This is a genomic window from Fluviicola sp. (assembly GCF_039596395.1).
Lineage (GTDB): Bacteria > Bacteroidota > Bacteroidia > Flavobacteriales_D > Crocinitomicaceae > Fluviicola.
In genome coordinates this window covers 607,548-623,619 of record NZ_JBCNJT010000001.1, presented here as the reverse complement: position 1 = coordinate 623,619, position 16,072 = coordinate 607,548, and the positions used below count along the sequence as shown (strand labels likewise).

The following is a 16,072-nucleotide window of genomic DNA, read 5'->3' as shown; positions in this document are numbered from 1 at the left end:
TAAGATAAACAACGAAACGAACAAAGACGTACCATCAAAACATAAATTTTACCTGCAACCTGCACGAAAATGGTGTTCCCGGGGTAAAGTGAATTTCAGATACCGGCTGAGATTCGTCTTTGAGACGCGATTCGGTCAAAAACTGTGTCTCATTCCAGTCTACATTAAACAGGTTGTTGACAATTCCGGTTATCACAAATGATTTATGCTGGTATCCCAGTGTAAAATCGTTCACAAAATAGCCTTTTGCCAAAACGCTCCGGTCTTCATTGGCGGCTCTGTCGCCCATATACCGGTAAGATAGCGTAGCAAAAATTCCTTTTTTGAAATTCAACTGCATCTTTCCGTCGGAAGTGAAAACAGGAGCTAAAGGGATGTAATTTTGTCCTTTGGGTTCAGCGACCGAACGCGCGTGTGAATAATTCAAATTGGAATACAGGAACAACCATTTCGTAGGCTGGAAAGTCAATCCGGCGTCAAAACCTAAACGTTGTGAGCGACCACTTGGTTCTACCACTCCGGCATCTCCTACATACACAAACTCCTGCTCGGAAAGCAAATACCACAAGGCACCGTTGAACAACAGGTTTTTGGTGATTTTCCAGGTAGTTCCCAAATCCGTACCCAATGCCAACGGCAAAGCTTTCTTCTTCAAATTATCTGAGGAAAGTAAGACGCGCGCATCATTGGAATGATAACCGATTCCTGATTTCAAATAAAGCTGTACGTTATCTGTTGCGTTATAAAGAAGGGATAACTTAGGTAACAGAACGGCCTGCGACAGGCTTTTTGGCTGATAAACGGTGTCTTTTAAATCGTTGTAATAGAAGGTAACATTATCTGCCCGAAGCGCTGCACTCAGAACTATCCGGTTGACTTCCAGTTTCCCCGAAACATATCCGAACAAATTTGTTTCGTTGATATCTCCCAACTGGATCTGATTGCGTAGTTGTGTTCGACCGGTTGTTTGCGCCAATCCAATATTGTTGATGTCGTCATACCGGAAACCACCTCCACCTGTAAAACTGAAAGTGGTGTTCTCTTTCCATGAAATGGTCTTTTTGTATTCCGTTTTTCCACCGTAGATTTTCCGGCTTTCGTATTGGTGAATTTGATCTCCATTGATAGAATCTTCCAGGAAGAAGGTGAAATTAGAGAAGAGCGAAAAATCGTACATGGAAACAAAAAAGTCGCTTTTCAGAGAGGATGAAGCGTTGATCTTTTGAATGACTCCCAACTGGATATTGGTTCGTGACGTATTTCCACCTTCTGTATTATCAATTGCTCCGAACCTTGAAATCATACCATTAGCGACTGCTCTTTCGGGAATTTGCCCGGACGCATTCCAGCTGCTTTGAAAAGTGGATGCGGAAACCGTGATCTTGAAGTTGGGAGAAATAACACCGGTATATTTTCCGTAGAAATTAATCCGTTTGAAATCCTGCGGCGATTCGAAATAATTGTCTGTCTGGAAATAATCGGCTGCGAGATAGGCATTGTTCCGTTGATTCTCCAGCACCTTCACTCCTGCAGTGATCTTTTTATGATTGAACATTCCGTATTCTCCTGAAACAAAGCTTTTGGTCAGCTGTTCTTTGGTTTGAAAATCCACAGAACCGGCTGTTGCCAGATCACCTTTTGTCACATCATAAGGCCCTTTTTCAAAATTAATTTTATCAATCACTTCCGGCATCACGAAATGAAAATCCGCATATCCCTGGCCGTGTGCATGCGAAACCATATTTACCGGCATTCCGTCCAAAGAAAACGCAACATCTGTTCCGTGATCAATATCAAAACCGCGCAGAAACAATTGTTCGGCCTTTCCCCCTCCGGCATGTTGTGCAACAAATAAACCAGGTACCAAAGTCAGCAATTCCTGTGACGAACGAACCGGTTGCAAAGTCAGGTTAATATTGGCGCTTTGTGTCAATGTTGTTCTGTTCCCGGTAACTTTCACTTCACTCAATTCCGTTGAATTTTCAAACAGCTGGAACAAAACATTTTTCTCAAAATAACTTTCGTTATCGATCAAAAAAGTACGCTTTTGATATCCCTGGCTTTCGATCAGAATGGAATCTCCCAAATGCACATCTGTCAATACAAATTCTCCCAATCCATTGGTCATACTGTATTTCGCAGAACCGATCAGCGTTACTTTTGCATGTTGAATCCCCTGCGACTCCTGGTCAATAACGATTCCATTGATTCCATGAGAGAAGCCTGAAAAAGAAAACAAAATACTCACAAGCAAGACGAGCCATTTCCTTTCCGAAAGGAACAAATAGTGATTTTTCATAGCCATTGATTTAAGAGAAATGTTTCCCTGATTAAATCATCTTTTTTGCACGGTCTGCAAACAAATGATCCTGGTATGGATCAATCGAAAATCCTTTTTTGATTTGCTTTTTATCCTGATTGATCAACCCGCTGATGCAATACAAATCTCCCTCTTGTTTGTTGGTCTTCATTGCAATTTTGGCATGTTTTGCAGCATTTGTATTATCGCCGTTTGCATAATATGCAAAAGCCAGTAAACGGTTTACATCGATGTTATTCGGACGCAGTTTGTATTCTTTCAACCCTAAATCAAGGGCTCTTTTAAAATCTTTCTTGAAATCGAGCAGGAAGAAAGCAAATTCCATATTTACATTGTGCCCCGATTCGATGTCTTCCTGGAACATGGATTCTATTCTTGGGATCAATCGTTTCATTTCGGCTGTTTTACCTTGTTTTTGGTACAATTTCGCCTGATCCATAATGAAGCTGATCTCAGGAACTGCATTCAATGCTACGGTATACAAGGAATCTGCTTTTTTGTAATTTCCGCGTTTCCCTTCTATACTTGCCATTCCTGCAATTCCAAAAGGATAATTTGCACGTTCTTTTGCAGAAAATTGGTAGTAAGCCATGGCAGAATCCAATTGATTGTGATTTTCGAGCATTTTTCCCATCGTTACGATTGTCCAGCATTTGTATTCCGAATAAGGAGCGCCTGCTTCAATGGCCTGTTCCATCGATTTGATACTTCCCTTCATATCCCCGTAAATTTCACGCAGGTATGAAATGCGGCTGTAGGAACGTAAATCAGGTCGAATCGAAATCATCTTATCGCAATTCTTCACAGCATCTTCGTAATTCCCGATTTCCACATTGGCATCAACCAACACTCCGTAAATTCCTGAATTTGTATTGTTAAGCGCCAGTGCTTTTTCTCCGGTAACCAAAGCTTCATTAAACTTATGCTGCGACAGTTGCACGGTTGATTTGTAGAACAGCGCTGTGAAATGCTGATCAGCAGTCATTTTTGCTGTGTCTTTTAATGTTTCATTTAACGTTACCAGTGCCGCATTGTAATAATAGGGATGTTCACCGGTTACACGTGCTTCATAGATATAAATTTCAGAAAGCTTGATCAAACTCTCGATCTTCGTTTTTTCATTTTCGGCTTCAAAGGAAAGTTTGTTGAATTTTTCCTTGATCTTCAAAAACTCATCGTACGACAGGTCTTTTTGCCGCTCCAGTAATTGCGGGATCTGGAAACCTTGTTTCATCACTACTGTTTCCTCATTTTCCTCCTGGGGAGAACTGCATGAAGCTACAAATAAAGATGTCAGCATTAAGGTTGAAATAGCTATTGAATAAAAGGAGTACTTATTTTTTTTCATAACTGTAGTATTAGCGTTTTTAACAATCATCAGTAGAACTGAAACAGATACGGCAGTAAACAAGTTTTGGATTTTTGAAATGCTGAAAAATTCAAAAAGTTCAAAGGGTTTCAGCCGCGGCTGATTCAAAGGGTTCAAAGGTGTTTAAGTGAATCTATTTTGAATTTTGTGCTAATAGCTATCGGGATTGAATTTTGAATTTCATTCATAAAAAAAGGAGGACTATTTCTAATCCCCCTTCTTCCAACTATTTAATGGTTTATGATTTAACAACCTTCACCAGTTTACTTGCTTTTCCTTTCGGACCTTTAATGTTGACACGTGCATAGTAAACGCCTGTCGCCAAGCCTGAAGTATTGAACGTTTCAGTATGCTTACCGGACGATTGCTTGGTATTCGACATGACTGTTCCAACCTGCTGACCCGATAAGGTAAACAAACGAATCTCAACCTGGGAATCCGCATCCAGATTGTATTCAAAACTCACGGAACTGGTAAACGGATTCGGATATGCTTTGATGGCATACTTTTCCGCACTCAGCGAATTCTCTGCTAATCCTGCGGTAGTCGAAGCCGGAAGAATTGCCGGTTGCGTGTAATTATACGGTTTACCCAAACAATTATCCGTTCCGCGATGAGGTGCAGCAACATACGGGAATCCTGTTGTAAACGGAACATCGTTCGCGTTCACTCCTGTTGAATAGGTTAAGACACTCAACAAGTCCGGGGTAACCGGATTTGGCCCGCCTGCCGTGTAATCATCGTACCACAATCCGATAGCGGCCAATACCACTCCGCCAACTGCCTGCAATTCAATGCGCGTTACATCATCTTCCAATCGGCGTCCGTTCGGGAAACCGTCCATATTCGGGATGAACTCTAAGTTCGCTGTTGTGTTGTAAGGAGCTTGTGTTAATCCCAAAACTGCAGCCTGAACTAATCCCAGCGAACTGAAATCCGGTGAATTACGCGGAGTTGCCGGAACGGCCATATTCAAACGCAACATGTCACCGAATGTCGGCAGGAAGTTATTGATGAATGGCTTTCCAACAGCAAGCGGGTTCCCGTTTTTACCTGTTGCCAACTGATAAGGAGCCAAATTCGGAACTCCTGTGTGGAAAATCGGTAAGATATCTACAGAACGTGGTTTTCCCTGGCGAAGCAGGTAGTTTCCGAACAACAGGGTATCCAAAGCTGTTCCAGCTCCGGCGTTCGTAGCACGCAACGGGTATAAACCATCGTGGGTGTTCCCGAAATCGAAAGATTGCAGCGAGTTTCGCTGAATTCTCAACGGTGCAAATGCAGGAACTGCTCCTCCGAATAAATCATCATCCATGTACAAAGCCAGTTCCGGGTTACAGAAATTATCTTCCATTACCGGATTTTCATTGTAAGGAGTTCTTGAATTCCACTCGTCTTTTTGTCCTACAGGAATCACAGCTTCATTGGTCAAAGGCATTCCGAGACGGGAAACCTGAATCCAGTTTCCTGATTCTGTAAATTCTCCTGTAGAAGGATTCAACGTACGTGTTTCCTGGCGGCTTGCAGATGCCCAAACACCGATCACATAATCGCTGTCCAGGATATTAGCTGCAGCACTAACCGGCTGTCCGTTCTTCTGCAATACAGAAACCGGAACCTGGATAGCAATTGTGCTAACGTTCAAACACTTTAAACCATCTTCAGGAGTTCCGCCATTTTGACGCGGAGCGTCTCCCAGGTCAAAGATTCCACCCAAATCCACAAAGAACGGATCATCTGAAGGCCCGCAGAACACTTTTTCGTTCATTCCGGTAGTTTCAATGGCACCCGACATGATGTTTTGATACGTATCACCCAAACCAACGACGTTGTTCTCAATAGAACGTGGCCCGATATTCGGCGGCGGAACTACTCCTCCGGTGATTACCGCAACAAATGGTCCGCCATTGATACTGCGTTCCATCGTGTATGTTGTTTTGTGATTTTCATTCCCAAGACGGATGTCGAAGAAAGTTGTGGGATCTTCGTTTGTCTGGGAAAAAGTAAACCGGTAAGTAATATCGTCACCCGCTGTTCCATCATTTTCAATGTGGATCTCGTAACGGATATTTTCACCGAAACTGTAGTAGTTGGGTCCGCCATGCGGAACCTGCAAAGGAACATAATTGGCAATGATCGTGATGGAATTCGGATCGTTCGGGCTTTTAAAAGCATACAAATCGGTATTATCCGCCAAAGGATCATTTGCGATAAGCGGTGCTTCTCTGTGACTCGAAGCGAATACCGTTCCAAACGGAAGCACCACAAATAAATATTTAATTAAATTTTTCATCTTTTAAAATTTTATGTGAAACTTCGGTTTAGTCTTTCCCGGCCCATGGAGAAGCTACATAAGGGAATGAAGTTTTAAATGCCACATCATTTTGCTCTACTCCGGTGGAATAGTTCAGGACATTCACCAATAAATTCGTAACCGGAGACTGCGCTGATGACGAAGCATTGTAATCGTCATACCACAATCCGATTGCAGCCAGTACCACTCCACTTACCGCTTGCAATTCAATGCGTGTAACATCATCCTCCAAACGACGTCCATTCGGGAATCCATCCATATTCGGGATGAATTGAATAGCAGTTGTAGCATTGTAAGTCGGATCTGTTAATCCAAGCACTGCTGCCTGAACCAATCCCAATGAACTGAATGAAGCACTGTTTCTCGGAGTTGCAGGTACAGCCATATTCAAACGCAACATATCACCTCCATTTGGCAAGAAGTTACTGATGAACGGTTTTCCGGCAGCTAAAGGGTTTCCATTTTTTCCTGTTGCCAATTGATAAGGAGCCATGTTCGGAACTCCGGTGTGGAAGATCGGCCATAAATCCACAGATCGTGGTTTTCCTGCTGCAGGTAACAACAACGTTCCGAACACTGCATCATCCAATGCCGTTCCGGCAACTGCAGCCGAACCTTTCAAAGGCCATAAACCGTCCTGTCCGTTACCGAAGTCAAACGACTGCAAGGAATTGCGCTGGATGCGTAACCCGGCAAATGCAGGAACTGCACCACCAAATAAACTGTCATCCATGTACAAGGCCAACTCCGGGTTGTAGAAATACTCATCCAAAGTGGTCTCCGCCAATTCCTGGTATGGAGTCAATGAATTCCAGTAATCTTTTTTCCCTACCGGAATCACAGCCTCATTTGTCAAAGGCATTCCCAAACGGGAAACCTGAACCCAGCTTCCTGTGTATCCCTGGTTACCTGCTGTCAATGTGCGGGTAGTTTGGCGGCTTGCAGAAGCCCAAACACCGATCACAAAATTCGGGTCCAAAATATTGGAAGCCGATGAAACTCCCAAACCGTCTTTCTGTAGCACAGATACCGGGATCTTCATGACAATGGAATGCGTGTTGAATTTTGCAAGACCATCGCGGACAACACCACCGTTGTTCTGACGAGGAGCATCTCCCAAATCAAAAATACCGCCCAGGTCTACAAAGAACGGATCGTCGGAAGGCCCGCAAAATACTTGCCCACCCTCAGGAGTTGCGTAAATGGAACTGGCGATAAGTGCGTCGTAGTTCGCTGCACCCAATCCCACAGGTGCATTTCCGATGGAACGCTCACCAATATTTGGAGGCGGTACGGTCAAACCGGTCATAAAAGTGGTGAATGTTGCTCCGCCATCCGTACTCTTTTCGATCATGTAGGTGGTTTTTGCATTTTCCTGACCCAAACGAATGTCAAAGAATGTCGTCGGATCCTGGTTCACTTTGGAGAAGGTAAAACGATACGTAATATCATCTCCTGGTGTCGACGCATCATTGTCTACATGGATCTCATAACGAATGTTCTCACCGAAACTGTAGTAGTTCGGGCCGCCATTTCGGAATTCGGTCGGAATGTAGTTGGCAATAATAGTAATTGAATTCGGATCATCCGGGCTTTTGAATGCATACACATCGGTATTGTCCGCCAATGGGTCATTCGCAATCAAAGGTGCTTCTCTGTGACTCGAACCGTAACTTAGCGAAGCCATACTTCCTGCTAAGAAAAACGAGAATAAGATTTTTTTCATCCTTTTCATAATTAATTAGTAAATAGTCTATTATCTCCTAAATGGAATCAGAGATGGACTACATACGAACAAAAAACGGATTCAGATTTTAACAGCTCATTAAATTTTTCATTGCCAGCTTATTTTTTTCAAATACCGTCGAAAGCACCCGCTTTTTATCCGCATACCGATTCTCCTCTACCACTCACCGATTTCCTGTTCCCTGTCCGAAAGTGACGCACTAATTTTGGTTCGCAAACAAATGTTAAAAGTCACAGTTTTTTTAGTTCGGTATTTTCAGAACTAAAAAAACCATCTAACTTTGCGGAACACTTTTCCGGGGTCTGTTTTCTCCGGATTAAACGAATAAAGAATATGGCAAACGTTCAATTAACTCCGGAACAACGGGAACTCATCGAAAGAATGGGTGTGTTTTATGAACACCATGGAATTCCGCCGATGGAAGGTCGTATCATGTCACTTTTAGTTGTTTGCGATGAGCCGGAACTCACTTTCGATCAGATTCGCGAACTGCTCGGAATCAGTAAAAGCACTACCAGCTCTGCTTTGAATATGCTCCAGACTACTCAACGTGTAGTTTACAGAACAAAGCCGGGCGATCGTAAACGGTATTTCTCCAGCAACATTATCCGCTGGCAGGAAGGATTTACGGAAAACTTCCAAAAGTTCTTCGAAGTAATCAAGATCATGAAGGAAGCATTGGCGCAGCGTACGCCCGAAACACCCGAATTCAATCAACAAATGGCTGAATTCATTGAATTTATAGAATATATGAGTGTCGAATTTCCAAGACTTTACATGGAATGGTGCAATCGTAAAACATCCAATAATAACAATAACAACAACTAGTATGAAGGAGAACACACACAACCGTCGCCTGAGCTTACTGATGCTGCTTGTCCTTTTGGCCGGTAGCATGAGCTTTGCCAGGGCACAATCGGGCCCGATGACGCTGCAGCAATGCGTTCAGTATGGCCTGACGAAGAACAAAGGGGTGCTGAAATCGAAATTAGAGATCGAGCGCGCAGATGAAAAGAGAGCGGAAACACGTTCCGAATATTTGCCGCAGGTGAATGGTACCATTTCGTTCCAGGACAACCTGAAACTGCAAACTTCGATCTTACCCGGTGAACTGATCGGTCAGCCCGGAACGCAAGTACCGGTACAATTCGGTACCAAGTACAATACAAGTCTCGGAGTGGACGCAAAACAGGTGATCTACAATCAGTCGCTGATCTATGGAATGAAATTGACGAAAGAAAACATCAAAGTTTCAGAAATCAATGCTAAAAAGACAGAAGAACAGTTGATTTATGACATCGCAACTGCTTATTATTCTACCCAGATTTCATTTACACAACGTAAATTGGTGGAATCAAACCTGGCGCAGATCGATTCCTTATTCAAGATCACTCAAATCCAATTTGAGAACGACGCAGCAAAGCAATTAGACCTGGATAAACTGACGGTTAATAAAACCAATCTTCAAACCGAATTGGTCACAAGCACCACCAATTATGAACAACAATTATTATTGCTGAAGTATTATATGGGAATGCCGCTTGACGCATCCATTGAGGTGACTTCCATTGATATGAACGAACAGCCGGCTGCAATCATTGACACCAAATCTTTGTATACGACCGATTTGGAACTGATCCAGGCACAACGTGAAATTTATTCGGTAACACTGCAGCAGATCCGGGCAGGTTATTTGCCGTCGCTTTCCCTGAGCTTCCAGTCTTCGGTGCAAAATATGCAAAACGACCTGCGCATGTTCAGTAAGAATGCAGAATGGTTCCCGACTTCTTACGTAGGTTTGAACCTGTCCATTCCAATCTTCGACGGGCTTGCTAAAAACTCCCGCGTGAAGCAAACCAAAATCCAGCTGGAAGAATCGGTACTGGAAGAAGAATACCTGACAGAGAAACTGAAAATGCAGCGCGAAAACGCCAACAATACTTTAAAAGCCAATCAGGCAGCATTGATCAGCCAGCAGCAAAACATTGAACTGGCGCAAAAAGTATATAACATCACGATGGCGCAGTTTGTCGGAGGAATTGTAACGATCACCGAACTGGTGAATGCAGAAACATCCCTGAGAGAGGCCCAGACAAACTATTTGAAAGCATTGGTACAGGTGAAATTGGGCGAACTTGACCTGATCAAATCAACAGGAAATATCAGAACATTAAATTAATCAGAGTTCAAATCTTCTTCGCTCTGCGAGCTTCGAAGGTTCAAAAGGGTTTAAAAAGTTCAATTTGAACATGGGGAATATTGAAACATTTGAAATCATAAATAATGAAAGACATGGAAAATCAAGAACATAAAACGAACGGCCAACAGCCAAAAAAGAAAGGAGTATTCAGACGCATCATTTTACCTATCCTGATCGGGATTGTGATCCTGGTGGTGATTGTAGCCAAATTGGGAAGCAACAAAAAGAAAATGGACGCCAATGCTGCTATTACCGAGAAAAAAATGACCATTTTCCCGGTAACAGTTGCCGAACCGAAAATGGAAACCGTTTCCCAGGATTTCGAACTGAACGGAAATTTTATCCCCGACCATCAATTGAGCTTCGTTTCGGAAACTTCCGGACGCGTGAGAACACTCAATATTGAGAACGGTGACAATGTAACAGCCGGAAAAGTGATCGCAACACTGGACAACGAGCAGATCCGTATCGACCTTGCTTTAGCGAAAACAACTCTGGACAAAGCAAAACTGGACCTGGAGAAATACGAACGCATGGTTACAAGCGGAGCTGTGAACAAACAGCAGGTAGAAGATAAGCGTATGGAAGTAAACACGGCTGACGCAAAAGTGAAAACCCTGCAGCACAGCTTAAAACTGACAACCATTGTTTCTCCGATCTCAGGAGTTGTTTCCAACGTTGCGATAGAAAAAGGAAGTTACCTGGCACCAGGAACAGCTATCGCCGACATCGTGGATATCAAATCGTTGAAAATGAGCGTGAAATTGCTGGATGCACAGGTAGTACGCGTAAAAGCAGGGCAATCGGTAAACATTGTTCCGGATCTGTACAACACGATTTCCATTCCGGGAAAAGTAGCATCTGTTTCACCACAGGCTGATGGTTCCAAGAAATTTGATACGGAAATCCGCTTCATCAACCCGGCAAAAACACCTTTGAAGTCAGGAATGACCGGGAAAGTGAAGTTTACCTTCGGTGGTACGAAAGAAGCTTTGACCATTCCGCTGAAATGTCTGGCAGGAAGTATCAAAGACCCGAAAGTATTCGTGATCAAAGATGGTAAAGCACAATTGACTAAAATCGAAATCGGTGCGGTAGACGATGACAAGATCGAAATCGTTTCCGGTTTGACACCGGGAATGAAGGTGGTGAAAACAGGTCAGCTGAACATCGACAACGGGTCTAAAGTGAAGATCATCAAGTGATAATTATCAATTATGAATAGTTAGAATTATCAAGCCGAATAGCTCAATCTTGATAATTCATAATTCCTTCATTGATAATTAATACGCAGTTTTTTAAAGAACTAAAATTAAGAAATATGTCTATTACAGAATTAGCCATAAAGAGACCCTCGTTGATCGTTGTGATCTTCTCGGTCCTGGGTTTCCTTGGAATCCTCAGCTATTCCAAATTGAATTACGAACTGATGCCGAAATTCTCCATTCCTGTAGTAACTGTTACAACGCAGTACCCGGGAGCATCTCCTTCGGAAGTAGAGAATTCGGTAACCAAAAAAATTGAAGATGCACTCTCCGGCGTGGAAGGCCTCGATTATACGCAGTCGACATCCATGGAAGGAATTTCCATGGTGGTACTGATGCTGAAAAATGACATGGACCCGGATAAAGCTTTGCAGGAAGCACAGCGCAAGATCAACGCAATGCTTTCTACATTGCCCGAAGAAGTGCTTTCTCCGTCGCTTGGAAAATTCTCTTTCGACGAAGCTCCGATCATGAGTGTGGGTGTAACTGCCGACATGCCTCCCACAGAATTGTATTCCCTGGTAAAAGACGACATCTCTCCTACCCTTGCTAAAATGGAAGGAATGGCGCAAATCACCATGGTTGGTGGTGAAGAACGCGAGATTAAAGTACAGGTGAACCGCGAAGCTTGTGAGAATTATGGAATTTCCATTCTGCAGGTTACCAACGCCATCCGCAACGCCAACCTGGAATTGCCGACCGGTAAGGTAAAAGGAGACGGAACACAGGCTTTGGTGCGTTTGCGCGGAAAATATAAGGATCTGAATGAATTGAACAACCTGGTGATTTTGAACGACCCGAAAACGAATTCACCGGTAAGACTGAACGAAGTGGCTAGTATTACAGACGCTTCCAAAGAGATCAAAACATATAACCGGATCAACGGGATCAACTCGCTTGGACTTCAGATCATGAAACAAACCGATGCAAACGCGGTGAAGATCAGTAAAATGGTAAAAGAAGAGTTCAAAAGACTGGAAGAACAATACAAAGCAGACGGATTGAAATTCGACATTGCTTCCGACTCTTCCGACTTTACACTTGCAGCAGCAGACGCGGTAGTTACCGACCTTGGACTGGCAATTTTCATCGTTGCACTGGTGATGTTGTTATTCCTTCACAGTGTGCGAAATGCATTTATCATCATGATTTCCATCCCGGCATCGCTGATCTCTGTTTTCATTGCAATGTACCTGCTCGGATTCACTCTGAACCTGATGACTTTACTTGCGATCTCGCTGGTAGTAGGTATTTTGGTCGATGACTCGATCGTTGTCCTTGAGAATATTTACCGTCACCTGGAAATGGGGAAAGAACGCCGGAAAGCAGCTTTGGAAGGCCGTAACGAAATCGGTTTCACCGCAATGGGGATTACCCTGGTGGATGTCGTGGTATTCCTTCCGCTGACCATGGTCGGTGGATTGATTTCCAACTTACTTTCCCAATTCTCACTGGTGATCGTGATTTCCACCTTGATGTCGCTGTTCGTATCGTTCACCCTGACACCGCTTTTGGCTTCGCGCTTTGCGAAAGAAACTGTTTTGACGAACAAAACGTTGGGCGGACGCATCGTCATGACTTTTGAGCGCATCCTGAAAAACATTACTACTTCCTATGGCCGTGCTTTGACGGTTGCACTACGCAGAAAACGTTACATTACCTTAGGAGCTTTCTTCGGAATCATTCTAATCCCGATGATGCTCGGCCCGTACATCGGTGGTGAATTCGTGAGCCAGGGTGACCGCGGGGAGTTCGTGATTTCTTTGGAACTTCCGCAGGATGCAACGATCCAGCAAACGAATGCAACCGTTCAGCGTGTGGAAGATTACCTGTTCAATGACAAACGCGTAGTGAATGTCTTCACCAGCGTGGGAACAGCCAGCGGGAACATGGGTTCTTCCAGCAATGCGAATAACAAGGCGCAGCTGACGGTTAAAATCATCGACAAGGAGAAGCGCGATCAATCCGCTGCGATCATTGCCCAATTGATGAAAAAGGATTTGGAAGCCATGTTGCCGGATGTGAAAGTAAACTCCGCAGCTGTTGGTATCATGGGAGGCGCGGACGACGCTCCGATCCAGATCGCAGTGACCGGAAACAACATGGACTCGAACTATGTGGCTGCCAACAAAGTATTGGAAACCCTGAAATCCATCAAGGGTACAGCCGAAGTAAAAGTTTCCGTTGAAACCGGGAACCCGGAAATTACGGTAAACATTGACCGCGACAAAATGGCTGAATTGGGCTTGAATATGAACACCGTTGGTTCTACCCTGCAAATGTCCTTCAACGGAGACGATAATTCCAAGTATTCTGAAAATGGAAAAGACTACGACATTTTGGTGAATTACGATGATTTTGACCGTAAAAACACCGAAGACGTGAAAGATGTTTATTTCATCAACGATAAAGGGCAGCAGATCAAACTAAGCCAATTTGCAAAAATCGGTAAAGCCAGCGGGCCTTCCAAACTGGAACGCATGAGCCGTATTCCTTCAATCACCGTTACTTCACAGGTATTGGGGACATCCAGTCAGCAGGTAACAGACGAATTTGCGAAACGCATCGAAAAAGATCCGCTTCCTAAAAACACGGTTTACAGCTTTGAAGGAGATGCGAAAAACATGGCCGAAGCATTCGGAAACCTATTGCTGGCGATCCTTGCCTCCATCATCTTCGTGTACCTGATCATGGTTGCGCTTTACGACTCGTATGTGTATCCGTTCGTTGTCTTGTTCTCTATTCCGTTGGCGATCATCGGGGCGCTACTGGCACTGGCATTGGCATCCGAACCTATCAGTATCTTCTCCATGCTGGGAATGATCATGCTGATCGGGTTGGTGGCGAAGAACGCGATTTTGATCGTAGACTTTGCCAACCAGAAAAAAGCAGACGGTCACAATACGATAGAAGCATTGATCATTGCCGGCCAGGCGCGTTTACGTCCGATCCTGATGACAACACTAGCCATGGTATTCGGTATGATGCCGATTGCCTTTGCACACGGTGCAGGAGCCGAATGGAAAGCAGGATTGGCCTGGGTACTGATCGGTGGTTTGATCAGTTCCATGTTGCTGACGCTGATCGTGGTACCATGCGTGTATTTAATCTTCGATATTTTCAAACGCGAAATTTCAAACAAGAAGGCGAAGGCCCTGTTGAAAGAAGTTGATGTGGTCGCACTAGGGCACGAGTACGATCACAATTAACACCAATAACCAAAAGGAACGCCCCGAGTCTATCATCGGGGCGTTTTTTTTTACAATATCACTTTCTGCTTATAAATCCTCCCTTCTTTCGTTTCCAGTACCACGTAATAAATTCCCTTTTGAATTCCTTCAGGAACGGAAATCACAGAAATTCCTTTAACGATCTGCTGATTACCTGATGAAACTTGCTGGCCGGCAGCATTGATCAATTGAATTGAAGCTTCCGTATCCCATTCAGACTTAACTTTCAGCGTTGTTTTTCCGTCTGCCTGTGCAGCAAAGATCTGGACAGGTTCAGTTAATTCGGATTGTTTGACAGCTAAAGAAGCGGGATCAATAGCTCCTTGCAGGTACATCACATTATTTCCCATGTTATCGCTGTAAACGATGTGGAATTTTCCGTTCGAAAACTGGATGTCCGGGCGGCTTTGAGCCCCGGATGTGCTTTGTGTCAACGTATCGATATTCACACCCAACCCAGCTGTTCCTGTCACAGAATAAGTAAAGAAAACGTCTGTGTAAGATCCGTTCATTCCCTGCCACACAACTGCAAGCGTATCTCCTTTTCCGGCTATAACCGGGAAATTCTGAACTCCCACACCAATCGGGAATAATTGCCGGTGCACACCGATTTGTTGGTTTGAAAGACTCGCGGAACTGATATACACATCACCCGCACTCATCCATGTGGTGATCAGCGAATCACCGGAAATAACCCCGGAAGGCCCGCTCGACGGACAGGAGTTTACCAGCCAGTTTGTTTGGTCTACTTCTGAAGCAGCCGTAAAACTGGCGCTTCCGTCTGTGGAATAACATCCCCACATTTCCCGGATATTGTTATCGTCATTGCGAAACAGCAATACATGCCGGTTTCCTGAAGTTACCACAGAAGCCGGACAGCAATCACATACAAAACCGGTAACAGATGCCGTTGGATTAATCGGTGTCAGATAAGATGCCCCGCCGGTTACAGAACGCGCAATCGCATATTCCGGATCAGTCATGGAAGCATTGAAACGCATGAAATTAACCACCGGATTTCCGTTCATGCCAACAGCAACTGAAGGAAAACGCGGAACATCGGTTCCAATCTGGTCGGCTCTTACCGTATCCTGGAAAGTCACACCGCCATCCAGCGAGCGCACGGTATACACATGAGCCTCCCCTGCGGTTGGATCTGTACTGAAAACCACAAAAACGGTGTCTCCCGATGCTGCTACTTCAGCCCCGGTCCAGGTTGCAAGGTACGGAATGGTCCCCGCAGGATTAATTGCAATCGGAGATGTAAATCCCGATCCGTTCCAACGGGAAGAATAGATTTTATCCGGCCCGCCATTTCCCCAGGTTACCTGCGGATTATCTCCGGTAGTCAGTGCAATACGCGGATAAATATTGCTGTAAGTTGTTCCCGATGCAACCGGAACAGGCGTATTCCAGATCACACTCTGTGCAAAGGATGGAAAGGTAAAACTGCAAATGATGCTGATTACTGGTAAAAGTTTCTTCATAGCTTTCAATGGAATAATGATTAAAACAGCAGATTCTGGTGTTTTTTCAAACATACGGAATTCTGCCGACTTCATGCAAAACGTCTGAAAATCACTTTCAGTTGGTAAGCGAAAAAAAAAGCTAATTGCGATCCATTCAA

At 44.1% G+C, this 16,072-nt stretch carries 9 protein-coding genes; 4 read left to right on the top strand and 5 right to left on the bottom strand.

What is annotated here, in order from left to right:
* Nucleotides 1–34 precede the first annotated feature (34 nt).
* The 4 genes from ABDW02_RS02495 to ABDW02_RS02480 all read right to left on the bottom strand — a co-directional run bounded on the left by ABDW02_RS02495 (nucleotide 35) and on the right by ABDW02_RS02480 (nucleotide 7,729).
* Nucleotides 35–2,299 (bottom strand): TonB-dependent receptor plug domain-containing protein, encoded by a 2,265-nt coding sequence (locus ABDW02_RS02495; protein WP_343631780.1) that lies wholly within the window; start codon nucleotides 2,297–2,299, stop codon nucleotides 35–37.
* Between the two features lie 31 nt (nucleotides 2,300–2,330).
* On the bottom strand, nucleotides 2,331–3,668 hold the full coding sequence (locus ABDW02_RS02490; protein ID WP_343631779.1) for a hypothetical protein: 1,338 nt from the start codon (nucleotides 3,666–3,668) through the stop codon (nucleotides 2,331–2,333).
* Between the two features lie 259 nt (nucleotides 3,669–3,927).
* On the bottom strand, nucleotides 3,928–5,982 hold the full coding sequence (locus tag ABDW02_RS02485) for a DUF4331 family protein (RefSeq protein WP_343631778.1): 2,055 nt from the start codon (nucleotides 5,980–5,982) through the stop codon (nucleotides 3,928–3,930).
* Between the two features lie 28 nt (nucleotides 5,983–6,010).
* Nucleotides 6,011–7,729, bottom strand: coding sequence for a DUF4331 domain-containing protein (locus ABDW02_RS02480; protein ID WP_343631777.1), 1,719 nt, complete (start codon nucleotides 7,727–7,729; stop codon nucleotides 6,011–6,013).
* Between the two features lie 354 nt (nucleotides 7,730–8,083).
* Here ABDW02_RS02480 and ABDW02_RS02475 point away from each other — a divergent pair, with 354 nt between their 5' ends.
* From ABDW02_RS02475 to ABDW02_RS02460, 4 genes are all read left to right on the top strand, one after another.
* Entirely contained in the window at nucleotides 8,084–8,578 is a 495-nt protein-coding gene (locus ABDW02_RS02475; protein WP_343631776.1) for a MarR family transcriptional regulator, read from the top strand.
* A 1-nt stretch (nucleotide 8,579) separates the two neighbouring features.
* Nucleotides 8,580–9,929 (top strand): TolC family protein, encoded by a 1,350-nt coding sequence (locus ABDW02_RS02470; RefSeq protein ID WP_343631775.1) that lies wholly within the window; start codon nucleotides 8,580–8,582, stop codon nucleotides 9,927–9,929.
* 113 nt (nucleotides 9,930–10,042) lie between these two features.
* Complete coding sequence (locus tag ABDW02_RS02465) at nucleotides 10,043–11,155, top strand: efflux RND transporter periplasmic adaptor subunit (RefSeq protein WP_343631774.1); 1,113 nt, start codon at nucleotides 10,043–10,045, stop codon at nucleotides 11,153–11,155.
* A gap of 116 nt (nucleotides 11,156–11,271) precedes the next feature.
* On the top strand, nucleotides 11,272–14,424 hold the full coding sequence (locus tag ABDW02_RS02460) for an efflux RND transporter permease subunit (RefSeq protein ID WP_343631773.1): 3,153 nt from the start codon (nucleotides 11,272–11,274) through the stop codon (nucleotides 14,422–14,424).
* 50 nt (nucleotides 14,425–14,474) lie between these two features.
* Here ABDW02_RS02460 and ABDW02_RS02455 read toward each other — a convergent pair whose 3' ends face one another.
* Nucleotides 14,475–15,932, bottom strand: coding sequence for a T9SS type A sorting domain-containing protein (locus tag ABDW02_RS02455; protein WP_343631772.1), 1,458 nt, complete (start codon nucleotides 15,930–15,932; stop codon nucleotides 14,475–14,477).
* Nucleotides 15,933–16,072 lie beyond the last annotated feature (140 nt).

Bases quoted from the DNA above. Each gene is read 5' to 3' on its own strand.
- ABDW02_RS02495 (WP_343631780.1), bottom strand. From the start codon at position 2,299: ATGAAAAATCACTATTTGTTCCTTTCGGAAAGGAAATGGCTCGTCTTG.
- ABDW02_RS02490 (WP_343631779.1), bottom strand. From the start codon at position 3,668: ATGAAAAAAAATAAGTACTCCTTTTATTCAATAGCTATTTCAACCTTA.
- ABDW02_RS02485 (WP_343631778.1), bottom strand. From the start codon at position 5,982: ATGAAAAATTTAATTAAATATTTATTTGTGGTGCTTCCGTTTGGAACG.
- ABDW02_RS02480 (WP_343631777.1), bottom strand. From the start codon at position 7,729: ATGAAAAAAATCTTATTCTCGTTTTTCTTAGCAGGAAGTATGGCTTCG.
- ABDW02_RS02475 (WP_343631776.1), top strand. From the start codon at position 8,084: ATGGCAAACGTTCAATTAACTCCGGAACAACGGGAACTCATCGAAAGA.
- ABDW02_RS02470 (WP_343631775.1), top strand. From the start codon at position 8,580: ATGAAGGAGAACACACACAACCGTCGCCTGAGCTTACTGATGCTGCTT.
- ABDW02_RS02465 (WP_343631774.1), top strand. From the start codon at position 10,043: ATGGAAAATCAAGAACATAAAACGAACGGCCAACAGCCAAAAAAGAAA.
- ABDW02_RS02460 (WP_343631773.1), top strand. From the start codon at position 11,272: ATGTCTATTACAGAATTAGCCATAAAGAGACCCTCGTTGATCGTTGTG.
- ABDW02_RS02455 (WP_343631772.1), bottom strand. From the start codon at position 15,932: ATGAAGAAACTTTTACCAGTAATCAGCATCATTTGCAGTTTTACCTTT.